The following is a 23,842-nucleotide window of genomic DNA, read 5'->3' on the forward strand; positions in this document are numbered from 1 at the left end:
GGGGGCGGATGCTAGCGGGCTCCTTCCGCCCCGTCCAACGGATCAAACGCGGCGGAACTCCCCCGCATTCCCCACGATGGTCGCACGTGGGCCGCCCCCGGGTCACCAGCATTTGCCGCGGCGCGCAGGTGCGGGCGCAGCCGGGGCGGCTTGGGGGCGGCCAGCCCGGGGCGCCGCACGTCGTAGACCCCGGAGACCCGCAGCATCGCCCGCATCACCACCGGCAGGGTGGCCGCCTCCGGCAGCTCGACGGTGTAGGTGTGCCGGACCCGCAGCTGCTCCGGCGGCTCCACCACGGCGGAGACGATGTCCAGGCCGGTGGCCGACATCGCGGCGGTCAGGTCGGCCAGCAGCCCCGGCCGGTTCAGCGCCTCGGCCTGCAGGGTGACCCGGAAGCCGGCCGGTGCCCGGTCGCTCGGTGCGACCGCGTCCGGCGCCCAGTCCAGCTGCACCGGGCCGCGCCCGGCGCCGCGCATCCGCTCGCCGGTCGGACAGTCGGTCCGGTGCACCGCGATCGAGCCGCCGCGCACGTGGAATCCGGTCACCCGGTCCGGCGGCACCGGGGTGCAGCAGCGGGCCAGCCGGACGGCCGCGCCGGGGTGGCCGGGGGCGATCACCAGCCGGGCCCGCCCGCCCGGGACGCGGACCGGCGGCGCCGGGGCCGGGGCGGGCGGGCGCCGCCGGGCCGGCTCGGCCGGCGGCGCCGGGTGGGCGGCCAGCCAGCGCTCGATGGCGATCCGCGCGCCGGGGGTGCGCGCGTGGTCCAGCCACTGCGGGCTGGGCCCGGACGGCTCCGGACCGCCCGGCGGCTCGGTGAGCACGCCCAGCACGTCGCCGTCGGCCAGCGTGGCGGACAGCGCCACCAGCCGGCCGTTCACCCGGGCGCCGATGCAGCGGTGGCCGATCTCCTCGCCCAGCTGGTAGGCGGCGTCCACGCAGCTGGCGCCGGAGGGCAGCACCAGGGTGGCGCCCTCCTCGGTGACCGCGGTGATCTCCCGGTCGTCCGAGAGGTCGGCGGTCAGGGTGGACCAGAAGGCGTCCGGGTCGGGGGTCTCCTGCTGCCACTCCAGCAGCCGGCTGAGCCAGCCGGGGCGGCCCGGGTCGGTGCCGTCCGCCTCGTCCCGGCCGCCGGCCTCGCCGCCGCCCGGCTGCGCGCCGCCCGGCTGGGGGCTGCCCAGCGCGACCACCCCGAACTCGGCCACCTGGTGCATCCGCGGGGTGCGGACCAGCACTTCGAGCACCGTGCCGTCCACCGACACCGCGGTGTGCAGCGACTGGTAGAGGTTGAACTTGGGGGCCGCCACGAAGTCCTTGAACTCGCCCGGCAGCGGGGTCCAGCAGGTGTGCAGCTCGCCGAGCACCGCGTAGCAGTCGGCGTTCTCCTCCACCACCACCAGCAGCCGCCCGAGGTCGGCCGGGTGCGGGGCGCCGGGCCGGCCGCCCTCGCCCCGGCGCAGCAGCACCCGGTGCACCGAGACGCAGTGCCGCGGCCGCACCGAGACCTCGGCGGCCACCCCGGACTCGGCCAGCTGGCGGGCGAGCGAGCGGGCGAACGGGGCGAACAGCTCGGCCATGGCCGGCTCGTGATCGGCGATCAGCGCCCTGGTCCCGGCGTGCTCCTCGGGGTGCAGGGTGGCGAAGACGATGTCCTCCAGCTCGGTCTTCACCACCTGGATGCCGAGCCGCTCGGCCAGCGGGATCAGCACGTCCCGGGTGACCTTGGCGATCCGCACCTGGCTGGCCGGCTTCATGTGCCGGATGGTGCGCATGTTGTGCAGCCGGTCGGCCAGCTTGATCACCATCACCCGGACGTCGTCCCCGGTGGCGACCAGCATCTTGCGGAACGTTTCGGCCTCCGCCGCGGCCCCGAAGTCCACCTTCTCCAGCTTGGTGACGCCGTCCACCAGGTAGGCCACCTCGGGGCCGAAGTCGGCGGCCACCTGGTCCAGCGTCACCTCGGTGTCCTCGACCGTGTCGTGCAGCAGCGAGGCGACCAGCGTGGTGGTCTCGGCGCCGAGCTGGGCCAGGATCAGCGTGACGGCCAGCGGGTGGGTGATGTACGGCTCGCCGCTCTTGCGCTTCTGGCCCCGGTGGCTGGCCTCGGCCAGCCGGTAGGCCCGGCCGAGCAACGCCAGGTCGGCGCCCGGGTGGTGACGGCGGTGCACCTGGACGATCGGTTCGATGGCGTCCGGCACCGGGGGGCGCCCGGTGGCCAGCAGCGCGGCCCGGCCGGCCCGGCCGAGCGCCGCGCGGCCGAGCAGCCGCCGGGTCTGCGGCGGGGTGCTGGGCCCGGCGTCGGACATCGGGGTCGACGGCGGGTCAGCCACCGTTCCCGGGGCCAGTGGTGACGGTCCAGCAGCTGACTTCGGGTCGGGCTGGCCGGCGGGCCGGCCGGTTTCGACGGTCATGGCAACCTCCGGCAGCGAGCACCGGAGCGCGGGCTGCCCCGGTGGTCCATGCTACCGAGCAGACCACGTTCCGCGAGCCCCCGCTTCCGCTCTGTGTACGGCGTCACTCGAACGGGGGGATTCGCCGGTGGGGGTCGCGGGGAAGGCGGGCCGGGCGTGGCGGCCCGCCTGACGGACGGTCAGCCGGCCAGCCACTGCGGGTCGATGGTGCCGCTGGCCACCAGCACCGCGGGGCCGGTCATCTCGATCCGCCCGTCCGGGTACTCGCGCAGCTGCAGCCGGCCGCCGGGCACGTCGACCGTGTAGCCCACCGGCTCGCCGGTGACCGCCGGGTCCAGCCCGTCCCGGCGGGCCGCGGCCACCGCCACCGCGCAGGTGCCGGTGCCGCAGGAGCGGGTCTCGCCGGAGCCGCGCTCGTGCACCCGCATCGCCACGTGCCGCTCGCCGCGGTCCACCACGAACTCCACGTTGACGCCGTCCGGGTAGGCCCCGGCCGGGGTCACCCCGGGCGCCTCGTAGAGGTTCCCGGCCTCCGCCAGGTCGGCCACGAAGGCCACCGCGTGCGGGTTGCCCATGTTGACGTTGCGGGCCGGCCAGCTCCGCCCGCCGACCGTCACCCGGACGTCGTCCGGCCCGGGCAGCACCGCCCGGCCCATGTCCACGGTGACGTCGCCCCGCTCGGCCACCGTCACGGCGCGCAGCCCGGCCCGGGTCGCGATGGTGAAGCCCCCCGGCTCGGCCAGCCCGGCCGACACCAGGTAACGGGCGAAGACCCGCACGCCGTTGCCGCACATCTCGGCGATGCTGCCGTCGGCGTTGCGGTAGTCCATGAACCACTCCGCCCGGTCGGCCAGCTCGACCGCCGCCGGGTCCTTCGCCGAACGGACCACCCGGAGCAGGCCGTCGCCGCCGATCCCGGCGCGCCGGTCGCAGAGTCGGGCCACCTGGGCCGGGCCGAGGTCCAGCAGGCCGTCCGGATCGGGGACGATGACGAAGTCGTTCTCGGTGCCGTGGCCCTTGAGGAAGGGAATGGGTGCGCTCACGCTGCCGATGGTACTGATCCGGTCCGGTCAGCCGCGCAGCTGGACGACCCGCCAGACGGCCAGCCCGAAGGCGGTGCAGACGATCAGGGTGTAGACCGCGATGGCCTTCCAGCCGGCCCGCCGGCCGGAGTCGCGGCGGGGCAGCCCCGGCCAGGCGTAGCCGGCCCGGCGGGCCGCCATCGCGCCCCAGCCGACCGAGGCGGCGGTGAGCAGCAGGCCGAGCATGGCGACCATCGAGCCGCCGTCCACCGGGCCGAAGGCGAGCGGGAAGGCGAACATCAGCGAGCCGAGCGCGCCGATCGCCACGATCGGCAGCAGCTGCCACCAGCGCAGCCGGCGGCGCGGCCGGATCTCCCGTTCCAGCACCACCGGGTCCGGCGGCAGGTCGAGCGGGCGGTCCGGGTCGAGCGGCAGCAGCAGGTCGGCGGTGGGCAGGGCGAAGGCCTCCTCGGCCAGTTCGTGGTCGCGCAGGGCGTGGTCGCGAAGCTGCTCGGCGAACTGCTCGGTCTCGGGGCCGGGACCCGTGGACACGCGGCCTCCCCTGACGGTTCGACACGAGTACGGGACTCGCGGACGGCGGGCCCGGCCCGCGCGACCGTTCCCCTCTTGTCCTCGATGATGGCATGTCCCAACGCGCTCACAGCGCGTAACCCGGGGTCGCCGGGTGATCCGTGGCCATGACGTGATCCGGCCGTGACCGGTGCTTCCTCGTGCACCTGCATCCGCCGGGGAAGCTGCACCGGCGGATGGCCGGATCGGGTCGCCGGGACGGCCGGATCCGGACCTCAGCCCGCCTTCCGGACCAGTTCCAGCGAGCGTTCCAGCAGTTCGGCGGGGTCGGCGCCGGCCGGGCGGGCCAGCCAGCTGATCCGGTCGTCCCGGCGGAACCAGGACTCCTGCCGGCGCGCGAACCGCTTGGTGGCGCGCACCGTCTCGTCGCGCGCCTCCTGTTCGGTGCACTCGCCCGCGAAGTGCGCCAGCACCTGCTGGTAGCCGAGCGCCCGCCCCGCGGTCAGCCCCTCGCGCAGTCCGCGCGCCTCCAGCTCCCGCACCTCGTCGAGCAGACCGGCCTGCCACATCCGGTCCACCCGCAGGGTGATCCGCTCGTCCAGCTCGGCCCGGGGCAGCTCCACGCCGATCTGCACCGCCGGGTAGACCGCCTTGTTGCTCGGCAGGCTCGCGGTGAACGGACGGCCCGTCAGCTCGATCACCTCCAGCGCGCGGACGATCCGGCGGCCGTTGCCGGTCAGGATCGCGGCCGCGGCCGGCGGGTCCTGCTCGGCCAGCCGGGCGTGCAGCACGGCCGGGCCGACCTGCTCCAGCTCGGCCTCCAGCCGGGCCCGCAGCACCGGGTCGGTGCCCGGGAACTCCATCTCGTCGATCGCCGCCCGGACGTACAGCCCGGAGCCGCCGACCAGCACCGGCGGGCGGCCGGCGGCCAGCAGCCGGTCCATCTCGGCCCGGGCCAGCCGCTGGTACTCGGCCACGCTGGCGGTCTCGGTGACCTCCCAGACGTCCAGCAGGTGGTGCGGCACGCCGCCGCGCTCGGCCTCGGTGAGCTTCGCGGTGCCGATGTCCATGCCCTTGTAGAGCTGCATCGAGTCGGTGTTGATCACCTCGCCGCCCAGGGCGAGCGCGATGGCCACGGCGAGGTCGGACTTTCCGGCCGCGGTCGCGCCGACCACCGAGACCACCGGGACGGGGGGAAGGGAGTTGCTCACACCGCCAAGTCTCGCAAACCCGGCCGCCCCACCCGAACGGGGGACGTGACCGCCTCCGACCCGGGTCGTTGCCCGGGTGGGCGGTGCTCTCGGCGGAAAACCGGCCGGGGCCCCCGCAGACCGCGTAGGTTGGGAGAAGATATGGGTGTTTTGACCTGGTTCCGTCGTCGCCGGCCCGTCGCCACGGCACCGTTCGCCGACGGCGTGCCGTCGGGTGCCGCGGACACCGCGGACGGCGCCGTGGCGGTGCTCGCCCCCGAGGCGGAGCCGCCGACGGAGCCCGGCGCGGAGCAGCAGCCGCCGGGGGTCCCGGCCGCCCGGACCGCGCCGGACGCCGAGGCGGCCCCGCGGACCGCCCCGGCGGACGGAGCGGACCAGCAGGCCCCCCGGGACCAGGACGCCCTGGCCCCCGAGGTGGCCGAGCTGCTGGCCGCGGCGGTCGCCGCGGTGAGCCAGAGCACGGTCACCGAGACCTCGGTGACCCAGCACGCGGCGCCGGCCGAGGAGGACCCGGCGCACCCCGGACCCGAGCAGCCCGACACAGGAGACGAAGCCATGGGCCTGATGGACAACCTCAAGGGCAAGGCCGAGGAGCTGAAGGAGAAGGCCAGCCACCTGGCCGGCCAGCACAACGAGAAGATCGACGAACTGGTGGACAAGGCCGGCGACGCGATCGACAAGGCGACCAAGGGCAAGTACACCGACCGGATCGCCACCGGGACGGAGAAGGCCAAGGGCGCGGTGGACGACTTCGCGGGGCACCCGCAGGACGCCGCCGCCGAGCAGCCGGAGCACGCGGCCGAGCAGCCGCAGGACGGCCCGCGGCCCGACGACAAGGCCTGAGTCACCGGGGCCCGCGGGCCCGAGCGGCACACGGCGCGGCGGCGGCACCCGACAGGTGCCGCCGCCGCGCCGTGTGACGACCGGTCAGCTCCAGGACGCCACGAAGTACCCGACGCCGTACGGCGCCTCCTGGTGGCCCAGCCGACCGCCCAGCCCGGCACCGCGGGCCGCACCGGCCAGCACCTGCCAGGGCGCCCGGCCGGCCACCTGCAGCTCCCGGCAGAGCTCGGCGTCCAGCCCGAGCAGCGCCTCGGTGTCGGCGGCGCCCAGCGCCCGGGCCAGCCCGGCGTCGAACTCCTCGGCCCGCTCGTCCAGGTAGCCGGGCGCCTTGACGGTGCGGCAGGCGCTGCCGTCACCGAGCACCAGCAGCCCGACCCGGTCGGCCAGCGCGGCCAGCCCCTCGCCGAGCCCGACCAGCCGCTCCACCGGGGTGTCGGCGGGCACGGCGCAGGCGTGCGCGGGCAGTTCGGTGCCGGACTGCTCCAGCAGCCAGGCGCCGACGCTGAGCGCCGGGCTCAACTCCGGCCCCTCGACCCCGCCGACCGGCAGCCGGACCACCCGGTCCACCCCGAAGCGGTGGAAGGAGCCGATCCCGCCCTCGGTCCAGACCTGGGCCTGCGGCCCGCCGCCGACCAGCACCAGCAGCTCCGGCCCGGCGGCCAGCAACTCGGCGACGGCGTCGGCGCAGGCCGCCCGCAGCCCGTCGAGTTCGGCGGCGGCGCCCGAGGCCACCTCGGGCACCAGCAGCGGCGGACAGGGGCAGAGGGCGGCGGCGACCAACATGTCGATCACTCTATCCGCCGCCCTCCGACGGCAGGTCAGTCGCAGCCGCAGCCGTTGGCCGGGGCGGCGGCCAGCGGCGCCGGGGCGCCGATGCCGGGCAGGCCGAGCATGACTCCGGCGGGCTTGGCGGCCGGTGCGGCCTGCCGCTTCTCCCAGGCGTCCCCGGCCCGGGTGCGGCGCACGGCCAGCGTCGGGCCCTCCGCCAGCAGGTGGTGCGGGGCGGCGTAGGTGATCTCGACGGTCACCGTGTCGCCCGGGCGGACCGGCTCGGCCGGCCGGCTGAAGTGCACCAGGCGGTTGTCCGGGGCCCGGCCGGAGAGCCGGTCGGTGCGGTCGTCCTTCTTGCCCTCGCCCTCGGCGACCAGGATCTCCAGGCGACGGCCGACCTGCTTCTTGTTCTCCTCCCAGGAGATCTCCTCCTGCAGCGCGACCAGCCGCTCGTAGCGCGCCTGCACCACCGCCTTCGGCACCTGCTCGTCCATCTCGGCGGCGGGGGTGCCGGGGCGCTTGGAGTACTGGAAGGTGAACGCGTTGGTGAACCGGGCCTCGCGGACCGTGTGCATGGTCTCCTCGAAGTCCTCCTCGGTCTCACCGGGGAAGCCGACGATGATGTCGGTGGAGATCGCCGCGTCCGGCATCGCCTCGCGCACCTTGCGGATGATGCCCAGGAACCGCTCCTGGCGGTAGGAGCGCTTCATCGCACGCAGCACCCGGTCCGAACCGGACTGCAGCGGCATGTGCAGCTGGTGCATCACGTTCGGCGTCTCGGCCATCGCGGCGATCACGTCGTCGGTGAAGTCGCGCGGGTGCGGGGAGGTGAAGCGCACCCGCTCCAGGCCCTCGATCCGGCCGCAGGCGCGCAGCAGCTTGGAGAAGGCCTCGCGGTCGCCCAGGTCGGAGCCGTAGGCGTTGACGTTCTGGCCGAGCAGCGTCACCTCGATGACGCCCTCGCCGACCAGCGCCTCGATCTCGGAGAGCACGTCGCCGGGGCGGCGGTCCTCCTCCTTGCCGCGCAGCGCCGGGACGATGCAGAAGGTGCAGGTGTTGTTGCAGCCGACCGAGATCGCGACCCAGGCCGCGTAGGCCGACTCGCGGCGGGTGGGCAGGGTGGACGGGAAGGTCTCCAGCGACTCCAGGATCTCCACCTGGGCCTGCTGCTCGATCCGGGCCCGCTCCAGCAGCGCCGGCAGGTGGCCGATGTTGTGGGTGCCGAAGACCACGTCGACCCAGGGCGCGCGGCGCACGATGGTGTCGCGGTCCTTCTGCGCCAGGCAGCCGCCGACGGCGATCTGCATCTCCTTGTGGCGGGACTTGACCGACGCCAGCTGGCCGAGGTTGCCGTACAGCTTGTTGTCGGCGTTCTCCCGGACCGCGCAGGTGTTGAAGACCACCAGGTCGGGGTCGCCCTCCTGGCCGGCCTTCGCGTATCCGGCGTCCTCCAGCAGACCGGCCAGCCGCTCGGAGTCGTGCACGTTCATCTGGCAGCCGTGCGTGACGACCTTGTAAGTTCGCAAGCTCTCTCCCATACCCACATCAGCAAGGGTAAGGGCAGCGCGCCCGGGCCCCGCCCGGGTTTCCCGGCCCGCTCGGCAACGGTTTGGCCGCCGGTTGGGCCCCGCCCCTCCCGCCCGACCGCCCGGCCTGGCAGTATCCCCGGCATGACCAGGTCCGGACTGCGCCGCCTGTGGCCCGTGCTGGCCGCGCTGCTGCTGGTGGCCGGCGGGCTGGGCGGCTGGTGGCTGAGCGACGGCGGCTCGGCCGGCTACCCCAAGGGCACCGAGGGCTTCGCCACCGGGGTGCCGACCGGGGTCTACGACACCTACGGCAAGCTGCTGCGCAACTACCTGCGCAACTCGATGCCCGGGCTGGACCTGCGGCTGGACAACACCCAGGGCTCGGTGGACAACCTCGAACGGGTCACCTCCGGCCAGGACGCCTTCGCCTTCGCCACCGCCGACGCGGTGGCCGACTACCCGGGCCAGGGCCGGCTGCGCGCGATCGCCCGGCTCTACGACGACTACCTGCAGCTGGTGGTGCCGGCCGGCTCACCGGTGCACTCGGTGGCCGACCTGCGCACCATGCGGGTCGGCGTGGGCCAGCCGCTGTCCGGCGTGAACCTGGTCACCGACCACCTGCTCAACCTGGTCGGCATCAACCCCGACACCGGCATCAGGCCCTACCCGCTCGGGGTCGACGCCGCTGCCACCGAGCTGGCCCAGGGCAAGCTGGACGCCTTCTTCTGGTCCGGCGGCCTGCCCACCGGCCGGCTCACCGACCTGGCGAAGTCCTTCCCGATCCGGATCGTGCCGCTCGGCGACCTGACCGACCGGCTGCACGCCGCCTACCCGGACTCCGCCGCCTACCGCACGGCCGTGCTGCCGGACGGCATCTACCCGGGCACCCAGGCGGTGCTGACCATGGCGGTGCCCAACCTGCTGATCACCCGGGACGACGTGGACCCGCGGCTGGTCGAGGGCCTGACCAAGGCCGTGATCGACAGCCGGGACGACATCGGCAGCACCGTGCACCCGGCCCAGCTGGTCGACCTGCGCACCGCCGTCTACACCTCGCCGCTGCCGCTGCACACCGGCGCGGCCGACTACTACCGCTCCGTCAAACCCTGATCCGACGCACCGTCAGCGCGGCGCGTCCCGGGGCACCCGCAGGGTCACCGCGAGGCCGTGCGGCTCGGCCGGGGCGAACTCCAGTGCGCCGCCGCCGGCCAGCAGCAGGGTGCGGGCGATCGACAGGCCCAGGCCCGAACCGTCCACGTTCTGGTGCCGGGCGCTGCGCCAGAACCGGTCGCCGGCCCGGGCCAGCTCCTCCTCGGTCAGACCGGGCCCCTGGTCGGTGACGGTGACCGCCACCTCCCGCCGGTCCACCCGCACGGTGACCGCCACCCGGCTGCCGTCCGGGCTGAACTTCAGCGCGTTGTCCAGCACCGCGTCCAGCGCGCTGCCGAAGCCGATCGGATCGGCCCAGGCCTGCGCCGGCGGCGGGGTGCCGCAGCCGAGGTCGATGCCGCGCTGGGCCGCCACCGGCTGCCAGGCGTCCACCCGGGCCAGCACCAGCGCGGTCAGCCGCACCGGCTCCGGCTGCGGGCGGCTGCCCTCGGCGGTGGCCAGGCCCAGCAGGTCGTCCAGCACCCGGGCCAGCCGCACGCCCTCCTCGCGGACCCCGAGCAACTCCTCCTCGTGCCCCTCCGGCAGCTCCAGGCCGAGCAGCTCCACCCGCAGCATCAGCGCGGCCAACGGGTTGCGCAGCTGGTGCGAGGCGTCCGCGACGAAGGCCCGCTGCTGGTCCAGGGCGAGCACCACGTGGTCCGCCATCTCGTTGAACGAGGTGGCGAGCCGGCGCAGCTCCGGCGGGCCGCCGACGGCCGCCACCCGGGCGTTCATCCGACCGGTGGCGATGTCGTGGGTGGCCCGGTCGAGGTTGCGCACCGGGTGCAGCACCCACTCGGTCAGCCGGACCGCGAGCAGCACCGCGACGATCATCGCGCCGGCCTCGCCCGCGCCCAGCCAGAGCCAGCGGTGCAGGATCCGCGAGCGCAGTTCGCCGGTCGGCGACTCGGTGACCACCAGGGCGACCACGTCGCCGTCGCGGACCACGGGGGAGCCGACCACCAGGGTGCGGCCGTCGGTCCACGGCCAGACCTGCGCCGGGTTGTGGCTGCGCCGCCCGTCCCGGGCCTCCTGCATCACCTCGGCCACCGCGCCGGTGGCGGAGAACCGCCAGTCGGCGGGGGCGACGGCCAGCGCCTGGCCGTCGGCCAGGAAGAGGCCGATCCGGATCCCGTAGAGCTCCTGGTAGCGCTGCGCCTCGTCGCGCAGCTCGTGCAGCGCCGGGCTGTCCGGGCTGGTCGGCCGGCTCGGGTCGGAGCCGACCGCGCCGCGCTCCGGCAGGCCCTGGGTGGGCAGTTCCTGGGCGAACCGGGCGACGTCGTCCATCCGGTCCAGCACCACGCGGTTCTGCTCGGTCTGGGCCATCTGGCCCGCCAGCGGCACTCCGAGCGCGGCCAGCACGCCCACCATGAGGGCCAGCAGGATGCCGAGCAGGCGGGTGCGCATGGTTAGCGCTCGTCGCCCTCGGGCGCGGGCGACTGCGGGAGCAGCCGGTAGCCGACCCCGCGCACCGCCTCGACCAGGCCGGGCAGCGCGAGCTTGGTGCGCAGCGAGCCGATGTGCACCTCCAGGGTGCGGCCGTTGCCCTCCCAGCCGCTGCGCCAGACCTCGCTGAAGATCTGCTCGCGCCGGTAGACCACGCCCGGGCTCTGGGCGAGCAGCGCCAGCAGGTCGAACTCCTTGCGGGTGAGCGGCACCTCGCGGCCGTCCACGCTGACCCGGCGGCGCTCGCGGTCGATGCTGATGCCCCAGGACTCCAGCGAGCCGGGGCCGGCCGGGGCCTCGCCGCCGCCCTGGCCGGCGCCGGCCGGGGCGGGCTGGAAGCGGCGGGCCACCGCGTGGATCCGGGCCAGCAGCTCGCCCATGTCGTAGGGCTTGGTGATGTAGTCGTCGGCGCCCAGGTTGAGGCCGTGGATCCGGGAGCGGATGTCGGCCCGCGCGGTCACCATGATCACCGGGACGCCGCTGCCCGCGCGGATCCGGCTGCACACCTCGAAGCCGTCGCGGTCCGGCAGGCCCAGGTCGAGCAGCACCACCCGGTAGGGCTCGCTGCCGTCCGGCACCAACGCGTCCAGCGCCTCGTGGCCGCTGCGGGCGTGCCGCACCTGGAAGCCGTGCCGGCTCAGCACGGCGACCAGCGCCGCCGCGACCCGTTCGTCGTCCTCGACGAGGAGCAGCCGCATCCCGCATTCCTTCCGCTGACCGGTGCCGGCTTCCCGCACGGGGGCCGACGAAGCGCTCATCCTCCCCCACGGTCGGCCACCCGGGCCAGCCCCGACGGGTGACGGTGCGCAACGCGTGCCCCATTCGTGATCCTCAAGTTCTGCTCAGATGCGGTGACCGCGAGTGAACGCTCGCCCTAGGGTCGAACTGACCGGGGGCTGCGAGCTCCGCCGGCTACAGCCCCCGGGTCCCGCTTCCGCCTCTCCGCCCGGCCCCGAGCGGCCGCGCCCGGTTCGAACACCGGGCCGTGCGGGCGCCGCGGCTCGAACCGGCGCACACCGGGTGCTGCTTGACGGACACCCAGGTGATCTGTTGCATTGCTGTTCGTGACGCCACCCGGGACCCGCTCCGCCGCCACCACCGCCGGTTCGCTGCCGCCCCCGTCCGAGCCGCACCGCGGGGGTCGTCCGTGGACCCGGTGATCGTGGTCGGCGCCGGACCGGTCGGTCTGGCGATGGCCCTGGCGCTGGCCCGGCACGAAGTGCCGAGCATCGTGCTCGACCAGGGCGGCGGGGTCTACCCGGAAGGGCCGCGCAGCGCCGTGCTCGGCGCCGACACCACCGCCCTGCTGGAACGCCTGGGCTACCCGCGGGCCGCCTCGGACGCCGCCCGCTGGAACCGGCTGACCGTCTGGCGCCGCCGCCAGGAGGTGCTCGGCCTCGACCTGGCCGACCACCCGGTGCTGCACCTCTCGCAGCACCGGCTGCAGCGCGGCCTGCGGGACGCCGCCAGCGCCTCCCCGCTGGTCCAACTGGTGCCGCACGCCCGGGTGGAGGAGATCGACCAGGACGGCGACGGGGTGAGCGTGCGCACCCGGCACCCGCAGGACGGCACCCAGACCTGGTGGCGGGCCAGCCACCTGATCGGCTGCGACGGCGCACGGTCGGCGGTGCGCAAGCTGCTCGGCATCCGGTTCCCCGGCCGGCCGGCCGTGGACCGGCACGCGATCGCCACCGTCCGGGTGGACCTGCCGTTCCCCGGCGAGGCCCGGGTGCACCGCGAGCCGCCCTGGCGCGGCGACCGGGAGGCCTCGGCCCAGCCGCTGCCGGACGGGCTCTGGCGGCTGGACTGGCGGCTGCCGCCCGGCCGGCCGGCGCCCAGCGAACCGGTGGACCCGCACGCCACCTGGCCCGGGGTGGTCACCGGCGACACCCTGCTCACCCGGGTCAAGGCCACGTTGACCGGGTGGTGCGGCGAACTGCCCCGGTACGAGCTGCTGGCCGCCGCCGACCACACCGCGCAGCAGCGGCTGGCCGCCCGGTACCGCAGCGGGCGGTGCTTCCTCGCGGGGGACGCGGCCCACCTGCACGGGGCACTGGGCATGCAGAACCTGGCGGACGGGCTGCGCGACGTGGACAACCTGGCCTGGCGGCTCGCCATCGCCTGGCACCTGCCGGGCGGGGCCCGCTCCGGCGGGACCCTGCTGGACGGGTACGAGGCGGAGCGGCGCACCGCGGTCGGCGCCCGGCTGCGCGCGGTGGACCAGTCGATGCCGCTGCTGCGGCCGCTGCGCGGCTGGCAGCAGACCAGGCGCTCGCTGCTCACCGGCTCGTTCCGCAAGCACGCGCCGCTGCTGGCCGACGGGCTGCTGGGCACCGGGCGGTTCGGCGGGGCGCCGGCCTACCCGGAGGCGCCGGCCGGGGTGCCGGTCCAGCGCGGGACGGGACGGGGCGCGGCCCTCACCGAGAGCCTGTCGGCCACCGCGCCCGGGGTGCTGGTGGCCGACGTGCCGGTGCTGACCACCGAGGGCGTGCCGGACCGGCTCTACGCCCGGCTCGGCGCGGCCTTCGTGCTGCTGCTGGTGGCGCCGGGCACGGCGGTCTGGTCGGCCGAGCGCTGGCTGGGGGCCGGGCTGATGCCCCGGCTCGCCGAGGTCGCGGGAGCGCTTCCGGTGCCGGCCGAGGTGCTGGTCACCGAGGAGTACCCGGAGGCCGGGCCGCACACCGTGCTGCTGATCCGGCCGGACGGCCACCTGGTCGGGGCCACCCAGGGCGCGCCCGCGGAGGAGCTGCTCGCGCTCGCCGAACGCGCCCGCGGCGGGCCGGAGGCGCTGGCGGGGGCGGAGCGGTCGGCCTGACGGGCCGTCGGCCGACGGGGTTTCGACCGACGGGGTGTCAGGCGAACGGCTGACGCTCCGTCACTCCGAAGAGTCGAACGCCCACTCCTCCAGCTCCTCGGTGCTCTCGCCCTCGGCGTCCAGGGCCTCGCGGACCACCCGGAAGGCCAGGCCCTCGGCGTAGCCGCGGCGGGCCAGCACGCCGACCAGCCGGCGGATCCTGACCTGGCGGTCCAGGCCGGTGGTGGCGCGCAGCTTGCGGTCCACCAGGTCGCGGGCGGCGGCCGCCTCGTCGTCCGGGTCGAGCCGGGCGACGGCCTCCTCGACCACCGCGCCGTCCACCCCCCGGGTGCGCAGTTCGCGGGCCAGCGCGCGGCGGGCCAGCCCCCGACCTGCGTGCCGGGACTCCACCCAGGCCGCGGCGAAGGCGGTGTCGTCGATCAGGCCGACCTCCTCGAAGCGGGAGAGCACCTCCTCGGCCACCTCGTCGGGGATCTCCCGCTTGCGCAGCGCGTCGGCCAGCTGCTTCCTGGTGCGCGCGGTGCCGGTGAGCAGGCGCAGGCAGATGTCCCGCGCCCGGGCGGCCGGATCGGTCTCGGCCTGCGGCGCCCGCTCGCGCGGCTCCCCCGCCGCCGCCCGACCGCCGCGCCGCCTGCGCGAGCGGGCGGAGTCGGCGGCCAGCTCGGCCTCGGCCTCGGCCACCCAGTCCGCGACCGGCTCGACCTGCGGATCCACCACGGGACGGGCCGGCCGAGCGCTACGCCGCCCACGCGAGCGAGCCGACTCGGCGGCCAACTCGGCCTCGGCCTCGGCCACCCAGCCCGCGGCCCCCCGGTCCGCGGTCGGCGCTTCGGCGGGCTCGGGCGCCTGGGCGCGGGCGCGGCGCGGCCGGCGCTCCGCGGCAGCCCACTCCCCGATCGGCCGCACCGTGGGCGCGCCCGGCGCGGGCTCGGTCACCCGGCGCGCGCGACCGGTCCGCCCGCCGCCCGCCGAGCCCTGCCCGACCGGGCGCACCCGGCCGGCCGACGGCTCCGCAGGCTCGACCGCGCGGTCGAACGGCCCCCCGCCCGCCGGACCGGCCGCCCCCCGCCGGCCGGCCCGGGGGCCGTCGACCACCCAGTCCGGGCGCTCCCCCTCTTCCTCGCCCTTGGCCTCGACGTCCCACTCCGACCGGTCCGGGCGCTCCCCCGCGCCCGGACCCCGCTCGCTGCGCATCGCTCGATCAGGCCTTGGCCGCCGCCGCCTTCTTGGCCGGCGCCGCCTTGGCGGCCGTGGCGGTGACCGGCTTGGCCGCGCCGTCGGCCGCCTCGTCCGCCGGGGCCGCGCCCTCAGCCGGGGCGTCCGGGTCGACGCCGATGCCCAGCTTGACCTTGATCTTCTTCTCGATCTCCTCGGCCAGCGCCGGGTTGTCGCGCAGGAAGTTGCGGGCGTTCTCCTTGCCCTGGCCCAGCTGGTCGCCCTCGTACGTGTACCAGGCGCCGGCCTTGCGGATGAAGCCGTTCTCGACGCCCATGTCGATCAGGCCGCCCTCCCAGCTGATGCCGTGGCCGTAGAGGATGTCGAACTCGGCCTGCTTGAACGGCGCGGCGACCTTGTTCTTGACCACCTTGACCCGGGTGCGGTTGCCGACCGCCTCGGTGCCGTCCTTCAGGGTCTCGATCCGGCGGATGTCCAGGCGGACCGAGGCGTAGAACTTGAGCGCCCGGCCACCGGTGGTGGTCTCGGGGGAGCCGAACATCACGCCGATCTTCTCGCGCAGCTGGTTGATGAAGATCGCGGTGGTGTTCGACTGGTTCAGCGCACCGGCGATCTTCCGCAGCGCCTGGCTCATCAGCCGGGCCTGCAGACCCACGTGCGAGTCGCCCATCTCGCCCTCGATCTCGGCGCGCGGCACCAGCGCGGCCACCGAGTCGATGATGATCAGGTCGATCGCGCCGGAGCGGATCAGCATGTCGGTGATCTCCAGCGCCTGCTCACCGGTGTCCGGCTGGGAGACCAGCAGCGAGTCGGTGTCGACGCCGAGCTTGCGGGCGTACTCCGGGTCGAGGGCGTGCTCCGCGTCCACGAAGGCCACGGTGCCGCCGAGCCGCTGGGCGCTGGCCGCGGCGTGCAGGGTCAGCGTGGTCTTGCCGGAGGACTCCGGACCGTAGATCTCGATCACCCGGCCGCGCGGCAGGCCGCCGACCCCGAGCGCGACGTCCAGCGCGGTGGACCCGGTCGGGATCACGTCGATCGGGGTACGGGCCTGGTCGCCCAGGCGCATCACCGAGCCCTTGCCGAACTGCCGCTCGATCTGGGCGAGCGCGGTCTCAAGGGCCTTCTCGCGATCGGTACCTGCCATGGCTTCCACCCTCGGGTTTTGTGCTGTGCGCTTCATCGTCCTCGACGCTAGCGCGTCCCACCGACAATCGGCCCCGAACGGGCTCGGCCTGTGGAAAACTCGCCGGGAACGCAGTATAGGGAACACCAGTTCGAATCAAGTTTCGCACAGCCCCGCACCGATCATCAGCCCGCCACACCCACCGCACCCCGCCGTATCCCGCCGTATCCCGCCGTATCCCGCAGCAACCCCGCCCCACCCCACCCGGTTCCGGCATTCGCCCACCCCACCGCGGTGACCGCGCCTAGGCTCGTCGCCGTGATCATCTGGCTGAACGGCACCTTCGGCGTCGGCAAGACCACCGCCTCGAAGCAGCTCACCACGCTGCTGCCCGGCGCCCGGATCTTCGACTCCGAGACGGTCGGCCACATGCTCCGGCACGTCCTCGACGCCGCCGTCCCCGTCCGCGACTTCCAGGACTGGCGACCGTGGCGGCACCTGGTGGTCGAGACCGCGACCCAGCTCCTCGACTACCTCGGCGGCCCCCTGGTGATCCCGCAGTCCGTCCTCGTGGAGGAGTACTGGGACGAGCTCGAAGCCGGCCTGACCCGCACCGGCGTCCCCGTGCACCACTTCGCCCTGCACGCCGAGCGCGACACCCTGGTGCACCGGATCGAGCACGACACCGTGGAGACCGCCGCCCGCCGCTGGCGCCTCGACCACCTCGACGACTACCAGCGGGCCCTCCCCTGGCTGAGCGACCGGGCCCGGGTGGTCGACACCGGCGGGCGCACCCCCGCCGAGGTGGCCGCGCGGATCCACGCGGTCGTCACCGGCCCCACGGCCACCGGGTAGCCGGGCCGGGCCACCCCCTCAGCGCAGCCGCGCCGGCACCCCCATCACCTGGCAGACCACCCGCCAGACGTCCTTGGCCTCCCAGCCCGCGTCCAGCGCCTGGTCCACGGTCCGGCCGTCGAGTTCGCTCATCACGTGGTCGCGGGCGAAGGACTCGGCGTACGCCGGGCCGAAGTGCTCGTTCATCCGTCGCCAGAACTCGGTCAGCCTCATGGCCCCCAGTATCCCCGGCGCCCCCGGCGCTACTGATCCCCGGCGCTACTGGCGCGGCACCGCCAGCACCCCGGCGCCGTAGCCGCCCGGGTCGGCGCACAGCCCGGGGCCGACCGGACAGTTGCCGGCGGCCTGCGCGACCAGCAGCGCGCGCAACCGGTCCGGCCCCCAGCCCGGGTGCAGCGCCGCGGCCACCGCGACGGCCCCGGTCACCTCGGCCGCGCTCATCGAGGTGCCGGCCAGCGCGGCGTACCGCCCGCCCGGCCAGTCCGAGACGATCGCCTGGTCCGGCCCGCCGTCCGGGTCACCGCCCGGCGCGGCCAGGGTGACCCGGCCGTCGCCGTAGTTGGAGTAGGAGGCCAGGGTGCCGTTGCGAGTGACCGCGCTGACCGAGACCACCCCGGGCAGTTCGCCGGGCAGCCGGATGCACTCCGGGCCGAGCCGGCGGTCCTGCGCCGGGCCGGAGAGCCGGTCGTTGGGGCTGCGCTCGTCGGTCCGCGGTGCGGTCAGGTCCTGCGCGTCGTTGCCGGCCGAGGTGACCACCAGCGCGGTCCGCTCGGCGTAGGCCACCGCCCGGCCGACGGCCTGCACCATCGCGCCCTGGTCCGGGTCCTCGGGGCAGTTGTACTTCCAGGGGTCGGCGAAGTAGCTGTTGTTGATCGCGACGGCGCCCCGGTCGGCCGCCCAGAGCAGCCCGCAGACGATGTTCTCCGGGTAGTACTGGCCGAGCGGGCCGAGCAGCCGGACCGCCGCGATCCGCACCCCGGGCGCCACCCCGACCACCCCGCGGCCGTCCCTGGCCGCGCCGATCAGCCCGGCCACGTGGGTGCCGTGCCCGCTCTCGGCCACCCCGCTGTCGGGGTGCCAGGCGCCGGACCGGGCGTCCGGGCGACCGTCCGCGCAGGAGGCCGAGTCACCGGGGCTGACCGCGTCCCGCAGGTCCGGGTGGGTGTCGTCGACACCGGAGTCGAGCACCGCGACCAGCACGTGGTGCAGCGCCGCCGCCCGCCGGTCGGCGGCCGCCGCGACCGGGCTCCCGGTGGGCGTGGCGAGCAGGCCGGGGCCCCGGGCGCCGGGGTCGTCGCCGATCATCGACAGGTTCCAGCTGGGCCGTTCGCCCGGGTCGGGCACGGTCGGCGTGCCGTCCGCGTCGACCGCCTCCGCGCCCGCCTGCGCGGCCGGCCCCGCACCGGCCCGCCCCAGCGCTTCGGAGCCGGCCCTGGTCGGCGCCTGCGAGCCGGCCGGGTGGCGGAAGTCGCCGGCCCCGGCGAGCGCGCCGGGCGGCCCGGGCACGGCGGCGGTGCGGGTGGCCCCGGCGGCGGCGATCCCGGGGCGGGTGCGCAGCCGGGCGGCGAAGCCCTCGGCGGCGGAGTAGGCGAGCACCGCGCCGATCTGCGGGTAGTCCTGCACCGGCTGGCCGCCGAGCGCCAGCACCGCGGCGTCGGCGGTGGCGCTGCCCTGGGCGTCGGCCCGGTCGGCCAGCACCAGGTAGCTGAGGTAGGCGCGCGGCGCGTCGGCCATGTAGGGCAGTGCGCCGCCGAGCAGCAGCGCCGCCGCGAGCACCGCCGGTGCGCTGCGCAGCACCAGGGAGCGGCGGCGCCGGCGGGAGACCAACCGCACCTCGGGCATCGCTCTCCTCCGCTCGAGCTCCGGCTCCTGAGGTCGTGTCACCTCACGGGGCGTCACACCGATCACATCAGTCGCATCAGAGCCTCACCATATGAGCGAAATTTCCGATGTGCCCATTTCTTGACTCCGTTCCGGCCCCACCCACCGCCAACCGGACGCACCCCGACCGCTGCCCCCGGTTGTCGGTGCCACCCGGCACCATGGAGCCATGGCGGACCAGCACCACCCCACCGACGCCCTGGCCGGCTTCGCCGCGCCCACCCGGGCCTGGTTCGAGGCCGCCTTCGACCGGCCCACCGCCGCCCAGGCCGGCGCCTGGGCGGCGATCCGGCAGCAGTCCGACGTGCTGGTGGTCGCCCCCACCGGCTCCGGCAAGACGCTGGCCGCCTTCCTCGCCGCGCTCGACCGGCTCAGCAGCACCCCGCCCCCGGCCGAGCCGCGCCGCCGCCTGCGGGTGCTCTACGTCTCCCCGCTGAAGGCCCTCGCGGTCGACGTGGAGCGCAACCTGCGCGCGCCGCTGGCCGGGCTGCGCCAGGCCGCCGTCCGGCTCGGCCTGCCCGAGCCCGAGGTGCAGGTCGGCATCCGCTCCGGCGACACCCCGGCGGCCGACCGCCGCAAGTTCCAGAGCCACCCGCCGGACATCCTGATCACCACCCCCGAGTCGCTCTTCCTGCTGCTCACCTCGGCCTCCCGGGAGGCGCTGCGCGGCGTCGACACGGTGATCCTCGACGAGGTGCACGCGGTGGCCGGCACCAAGCGCGGCGCCCACCTGGCGCTCAGCCTGGAGCGGCTGGACGAGCTGCTGGAGCGCCCGGCCCGCCGGATCGGCCTGTCCGCCACCGTCCGCCCGGTCGAGGAGGTGGCCAGGTTCCTGTCCCCGCAGCGCGGCGCGGCGATCGTCCAGCCGCCCTCGGCCAAGGAGTTCGACCTCTCGGTGGTGGTTCCGGTCGCCGACCTGGGCGAGCTCTCCCCGGCCCCGGCCACCGAGGGCGCGGAGCAGGCGAAGGCGAGCATCTGGCCGCACGTCGAGGAGCGGATCGTCGACCTGGTCCAGGCCCACCGCTCGACCATCGTCTTCGCCAACTCCCGCCGGCTGGCCGAGCGGCTGTGCAACCGGCTGAACGAGATCGCCCACGAGCGCGCCACCGGCGAACCGCTGTCCGAACAGCACTCCCCCGCCGAGCTGATGGGCGGTTCGGGCGCGGCCAAGGGCGCCGCGCCGGTGCTGGCCCGGGCGCACCACGGCTCGGTCTCCAAGGAGCAGCGCGCCCTGGTCGAGGAGGAGCTGAAGGCCGGTCGGCTGCCCGCCGTGGTGGCCACCTCCAGCCTGGAGCTGGGCATCGACATGGGCGCGGTCGACCTGGTGGTGCAGGTCGAGTCACCGCCCTCGGTCGCCTCCGGCCTGCAGCGGGTCGGCCGGGCCGGCCACCAGGTCGGCGCGGTGTCGACCGGCGTGGTCTTCCCCAAGTACCGCGGCGACCTGGTGCAGTCGGCCGTGGTCACCGAGCGGATGCGGGCCGGCCGGATCGAGGCGCTGCGGATCCCGCGCAACCCGCTGGACGTGCTGGCCCAGCAGCTGGTCGCGATCACCGCGCTGGATGTCTGGCCGGTGGACGAGCTGCTCGCCCTGGTCCGCCGGGCCGCGCCGTTCGCCGCCCTGCCGCAGTCCGCCTTCGACTCGGTGCTGGACATGCTGGCCGGCCGCTACCCCTCGGACGCCTTCGCCGAGCTGCGCCCCCGGCTGGTCTGGGACCGGGTGGCCGGCACGGTGACCGGCCGGCCCGGCGCCCAGCGCCTCGCCGTCACCTCCGGCGGCACCATCCCGGACCGCGGCCTGTTCGGCGTCTTCATCGCCGGCGCCGACCCGAAGAAGGGCGGCGGTCGGGTCGGCGAGCTGGACGAGGAGATGGTCTACGAGTCCCGGGTGGGCGACGTCTTCACCCTGGGCACCTCCTCCTGGCGGATCCAGGAGATCACCCACGACAAGGTGCTGGTCACCCCGGCGCCGGGCGTGCCGGGCCGGCTGCCGTTCTGGAAGGGCGACTCGCTGGGCCGCCCGCTGGAGCTGGGCCGGGCGCTCGGTGCCTTCGTCCGCGAGCTCGGCGCCCTCCCGCAGCCGCAGGCCGAGCAGCGGCTGCGGGACGCGGGGCTGGACGACTGGGCGGCCGGCAACCTGCTCGGCTACCTGGCCGAGCAGCGCCAGGCCGCCGGCCACCTGCCGGACGACCGCACCATCGTGGTCGAGCGCTTCCGCGACGAGCTGGGCGACTGGCGGATCGTCGTGCACTCCCCGTTCGGCGCCCAGGTGCACGCCCCGTGGGCACTGGCGCTGGGCGCCCGGCTGCGCGAACGGCACGGGCTGGACCCGCAGGTGATGCACGGTGACGACGGGATCGTGCTCCGCCTGCCGGACATGGACCTCCTCGACTTCCCGTCAGCCGATGCTCCGTCATCTGACGAGGCGCCGGTCGGGGCCGACGCGGTGCTCTTCGACCCGGGCGAGATCGAGCAGCTGGTGACCGACCAGGTCGGCGGCTCGGCGCTGTTCGCCTCCCGGTTCCGCGAGTGCGCCGGCCGGGCGCTGCTGCTGCCCCGGCGCAGCCCGGGCCGCCGCACCCCGCTCTGGCAGCAGCGCCAGCGGGCCGCCCAGCTGCTGGAGGTGGCGACCGAGTTCGGCTCCTTCCCGATCGTCCTGGAGGCGGTCCGGGAGTGCCTGCAGGACGTCTTCGACCTGCCCGGGCTGGTCGAGCTGATGCGCGACCTGGAGTCGCGCGCCGTTCGGCTGGTCGAGGTGACCACCCCCGAGCCCTCCCCGTTCGCCCGCTCGCTGCTCTTCGGCTACGTCGCCCAGTACCTCTACGAGGGCGACTCCCCGCTGGCCGAGCGCCGGGCCGCCGCGCTCGCCCTGGACTCCCGGCTGCTCGCCGAGCTGCTCGGCCAGGCCGAGCTGCGCGAGCTGATCGACCCGGCGGTGCTGGCCGAGCTGGAGGCCGAGCTGCAGCGGCTCACCCCGGACCGCCGGATCAAGGACGTCGAGGGGGTGGCCGACGCGCTGCGGCTGCTCGGCCCGCTGAGCACCGCCGAGCTGGCCGAGCGCGGCGCCGGGCCGGACTGGCCCGAGGAGCTCCGGGCGAGCCGCCGGGCGATCCAGGTGAAGATCGCCGGCGAGCAGCGCTGGGCCGCGATCGAGGACGCCGGGCGGCTGGCGGACGCGCTCGGCACCCCGCTCCCGGTGGGCGTCCCGGAGGCCTTCACCGAGCCGGTGAAGGACCCGCTGGGCGATCTGCTGGCCAGGTTCGCCCGGACCAACGGCCCGTTCACCGCCCAGCGGGCCGCCGCCCGGTTCGGCCTGGGCACGGCGGTGGCCGCCGGCACCCTGCAGCGGCTGACGGCCGCCGGGCGGCTGGTGCAGGGCGAGTTCCGGCCGGTGGAGGCCGGCGGCACCGGGGAGCCGGAATGGTGCGACGCCGAGGTGCTGCGCCGGCTGCGCCGCCGCTCGCTGGCCGCCCTGCGCCAGGAGGTGGAGGCGGTGCCGCCGCGGGCGCTGGCCGCCTTCCTGCCCCAGTGGCAGCACCTGGGCGGCAACCGGCTGCGCGGTGAGGACGGCCTGTTCCGGGTGGTCGAGCAGTTGCAGGGCGCGGTGCTGCCGGCCTCCGCGCTGGAGCGGCTGGTGCTGCCCTCCCGGCTCACCGACTACCGCCCGGAGCTGCTCGACAAGCTGATGGCCGAGGGCGAGATCGGCTGGACCGGCGCGGGCGCGCTGCCGGGCAAGGACGGCTGGCTGGCCCTGCACCTGGCCGAGGCGGCCGACCTGGTCCGCCCCGAGCCGGTGCCGTTCACCGCGACCCCGCTGCACGAGGCCCTGCTGGCGGCGCTCGCCAGCGGCTACGGGCTGACCTTCCGTCAGCTCTGCCTCCCGGTGCAGGACACCCCCGAGCCGGAGATCGTCGCCGCCCTGTGGGACTTGGTCTGGGCCGGCCGGATCACCAACGACACCCTCGGCCCGGTGCGGGCCCTGCTCGGCTCGGCCCGCACCGCCGGCGCGACCGCGCACCGGGCGCCCCGTGCGGTGCCGCGCGGGCGGTACGGCGGGCTGGCCCGCACCCCGGCCCGCCCGACCGATCCGACGGTGGGCGGCCGCTGGTCGCTGCTGCCCGGCCCGGCCGAGCCGACCGCCCGGGCCGCCGCCCAGTCCCAGGTGCTGCTGGACCGGCACGGCGTGCTGACCCGCGGTACGGTGCAGGCCGAGCGGATCCAGGGCGGCTTCGCCGGCGTCTACCGGGTGCTGTCGGCCTTCGAGGAGCGCGGCCGGGCCCGCCGCGGCTACCTGGTGGAGGGCCTGGGCGGCGCCCAGTTCGCGCTGGACGGCGCGGCCGACCGGCTGCGCGCGGTGAACAGCCGGCTGGAGCGGGCCAGAGCCGTCGAGTGGCCGGAGCGGGCGCCTGCCCCGGCCGACCAGCCCGCTGCCCAGCTGCTGGCCGCCGCCGACCCGGCCAACGCCTTCGGTGCGGCCCTGCCCTGGCCGGAGCCGCCGGGCGAGCAGGGCGGCACGCACCGCCCGGGCCGCAAGGCGGGCGCCCTGGTGGTGCTGGTGGACGGCGAGTTGGCGCTCTACCTGGAGCGCGGCGGGAAGTCGCTGCTCTGCTGGGCCGAGGCCGAGCAGGCGCGCGAGGCCGCGGTGGCGGAGCTGGCGGCGGCGGTGCGGCAGGGCCGGCTGAGCGGGCTGACGGTGGAGCGGGCGAACGGCGCGCCGGCGCTCGGCTCAGCCCTCGGCGCCCTGCTGGAGGCGGCCGGCTTCCACCCGACCCCGCGCGGGCTGCGGCTGCGCGGCTGACCGGCGGGCGGACCCGCGGGCCCGGCTGTCGGAGTGCACCGGGAGCACCCCGAGGCCCCAGCCGCCGAGGGTGAGCAGCGCGAACAGGGTGCTGGACCCGCCGAACGCGGGCCCCGGTACCAGGGCGTAGCCGAGCACGAGCCAGAGCAGCACGCCGAGCGGTCCCAGCAGCCGGAGCCGGGCGGCCCGCTTGGACGGGGCCGCCCCCCGGCGTCGGTCGCGCGGGCCTATTCGGCCCGCGCCCTCGGTGGCACGGTGCACGCGCGGCTCCTTCCCTCGGCCCCCCGGCA

Annotated in this window: 18 protein-coding genes; 5 read left to right on the top strand and 13 right to left on the bottom strand. The window is 75.9% G+C overall.

Translation table 11 applies throughout. The features are described from left to right. Positions 1-11 precede the first annotated feature (11 nt). From FHX73_RS07025 to miaA, 4 genes are all read right to left on the bottom strand, one after another. On the bottom strand, positions 12-2,408 hold the full coding sequence (locus FHX73_RS07025) for a RelA/SpoT family protein (protein ID WP_425461366.1): 2,397 nt from the start codon (positions 2,406-2,408) through the stop codon (positions 12-14). A 179-nt stretch (positions 2,409-2,587) separates the two neighbouring features. Continuing rightward, the gene (gene dapF, locus FHX73_RS07030) at positions 2,588-3,451 is read right to left on the bottom strand and encodes a diaminopimelate epimerase (RefSeq protein WP_145904161.1); all 864 of its coding nucleotides are present in this window, start codon (positions 3,449-3,451) and stop codon (positions 2,588-2,590) included. 27 nt (positions 3,452-3,478) lie between these two features. Beyond that, positions 3,479-3,982, bottom strand: coding sequence for a hypothetical protein (locus tag FHX73_RS07035; RefSeq protein ID WP_145904162.1), 504 nt, complete (start codon positions 3,980-3,982; stop codon positions 3,479-3,481). Positions 3,983-4,236: 254 nt separating this feature from the next. After that, positions 4,237-5,172: a tRNA (adenosine(37)-N6)-dimethylallyltransferase MiaA gene (gene miaA / locus FHX73_RS07040; protein WP_145904163.1), complete on the bottom strand. Its 936-nt coding sequence runs from the start codon at positions 5,170-5,172 to the stop codon at positions 4,237-4,239. Positions 5,173-5,313: 141 nt separating this feature from the next. On the opposite strand from miaA, the gene FHX73_RS46065 reads away from it, so the two are divergent. Beyond that, entirely contained in the window at positions 5,314-6,015 is a 702-nt protein-coding gene (locus FHX73_RS46065; RefSeq protein ID WP_246213400.1) for an antitoxin, read from the top strand. A gap of 84 nt (positions 6,016-6,099) precedes the next feature. On the opposite strand, the gene FHX73_RS07055 is transcribed toward FHX73_RS46065, so the two are convergent. Next, the gene (locus FHX73_RS07055) at positions 6,100-6,798 is read right to left on the bottom strand and encodes a class III extradiol dioxygenase subunit B-like domain-containing protein (RefSeq protein WP_145904165.1); all 699 of its coding nucleotides are present in this window, start codon (positions 6,796-6,798) and stop codon (positions 6,100-6,102) included. A 35-nt stretch (positions 6,799-6,833) separates the two neighbouring features. Continuing rightward, positions 6,834-8,324 (bottom strand): tRNA (N6-isopentenyl adenosine(37)-C2)-methylthiotransferase MiaB, encoded by a 1,491-nt coding sequence (miaB, locus tag FHX73_RS07060; protein WP_145904166.1) that lies wholly within the window; start codon positions 8,322-8,324, stop codon positions 6,834-6,836. A 132-nt stretch (positions 8,325-8,456) separates the two neighbouring features. On the opposite strand from miaB, the gene FHX73_RS07065 reads away from it, so the two are divergent. Then, the gene (locus tag FHX73_RS07065; protein ID WP_145904167.1) at positions 8,457-9,422 is read left to right on the top strand and encodes a TAXI family TRAP transporter solute-binding subunit; all 966 of its coding nucleotides are present in this window, start codon (positions 8,457-8,459) and stop codon (positions 9,420-9,422) included. Positions 9,423-9,434: 12 nt separating this feature from the next. On the opposite strand, the gene FHX73_RS07070 is transcribed toward FHX73_RS07065, so the two are convergent. Continuing rightward, positions 9,435-10,868, bottom strand: coding sequence for a sensor histidine kinase (locus FHX73_RS07070; protein ID WP_145904168.1), 1,434 nt, complete (start codon positions 10,866-10,868; stop codon positions 9,435-9,437). Between the two features lie 2 nt (positions 10,869-10,870). Next, positions 10,871-11,605 (bottom strand): response regulator transcription factor, encoded by a 735-nt coding sequence (locus FHX73_RS07075; RefSeq protein ID WP_145904169.1) that lies wholly within the window; start codon positions 11,603-11,605, stop codon positions 10,871-10,873. Positions 11,606-12,054: 449 nt separating this feature from the next. Between FHX73_RS07075 and FHX73_RS07080 the strand changes: the two genes are divergently transcribed. Beyond that, positions 12,055-13,722 (top strand): FAD-dependent monooxygenase, encoded by a 1,668-nt coding sequence (locus tag FHX73_RS07080; RefSeq protein ID WP_145904170.1) that lies wholly within the window; start codon positions 12,055-12,057, stop codon positions 13,720-13,722. Between the two features lie 60 nt (positions 13,723-13,782). On the opposite strand, the gene recX is transcribed toward FHX73_RS07080, so the two are convergent. Continuing rightward, the gene (gene recX, locus FHX73_RS47630) at positions 13,783-14,916 is read right to left on the bottom strand and encodes a recombination regulator RecX (RefSeq protein WP_246213401.1); all 1,134 of its coding nucleotides are present in this window, start codon (positions 14,914-14,916) and stop codon (positions 13,783-13,785) included. A gap of 7 nt (positions 14,917-14,923) precedes the next feature. Beyond that, entirely contained in the window at positions 14,924-16,042 is a 1,119-nt protein-coding gene (recA, locus tag FHX73_RS07090) for a recombinase RecA (protein ID WP_145904171.1), read from the bottom strand. A 297-nt stretch (positions 16,043-16,339) separates the two neighbouring features. On the opposite strand from recA, the gene FHX73_RS07095 reads away from it, so the two are divergent. Further along, entirely contained in the window at positions 16,340-16,876 is a 537-nt protein-coding gene (locus FHX73_RS07095; protein WP_145904172.1) for a P-loop nucleotide/nucleoside kinase family protein, read from the top strand. 18 nt (positions 16,877-16,894) lie between these two features. Here the strand turns inward: FHX73_RS07095 and FHX73_RS07100 are convergent, their stop codons facing one another. Next, positions 16,895-17,089: a DUF3046 domain-containing protein gene (locus FHX73_RS07100; protein ID WP_145904173.1), complete on the bottom strand. Its 195-nt coding sequence runs from the start codon at positions 17,087-17,089 to the stop codon at positions 16,895-16,897. Between the two features lie 45 nt (positions 17,090-17,134). Beyond that, on the bottom strand, positions 17,135-18,718 hold the full coding sequence (locus FHX73_RS07105) for a S8 family serine peptidase (RefSeq protein ID WP_145904174.1): 1,584 nt from the start codon (positions 18,716-18,718) through the stop codon (positions 17,135-17,137). Positions 18,719-18,926: 208 nt separating this feature from the next. Between FHX73_RS07105 and FHX73_RS07110 the strand changes: the two genes are divergently transcribed. After that, entirely contained in the window at positions 18,927-23,552 is a 4,626-nt protein-coding gene (locus FHX73_RS07110) for an ATP-dependent helicase (RefSeq protein WP_145904175.1), read from the top strand. On the opposite strand, the gene FHX73_RS07115 is transcribed toward FHX73_RS07110, so the two are convergent. Beyond that, positions 23,481-23,813 carry a hypothetical protein gene (locus FHX73_RS07115; protein ID WP_145904176.1) on the bottom strand — a complete coding sequence of 111 codons (333 nt, stop codon included), beginning with the start codon at positions 23,811-23,813 and terminating at the stop codon, positions 23,481-23,483. The two genes, FHX73_RS07110 and FHX73_RS07115, sit on opposite strands and share 72 nt — an antisense overlap. Between the last annotated feature and the right edge of the window lie 29 nt (positions 23,814-23,842).

Origin of the sequence: Kitasatospora viridis, from assembly GCF_007829815.1 — a bacterium.
In the GTDB taxonomy this organism is placed as follows: Bacteria; Actinomycetota; Actinomycetes; order Streptomycetales; family Streptomycetaceae; genus Kitasatospora; species Kitasatospora viridis.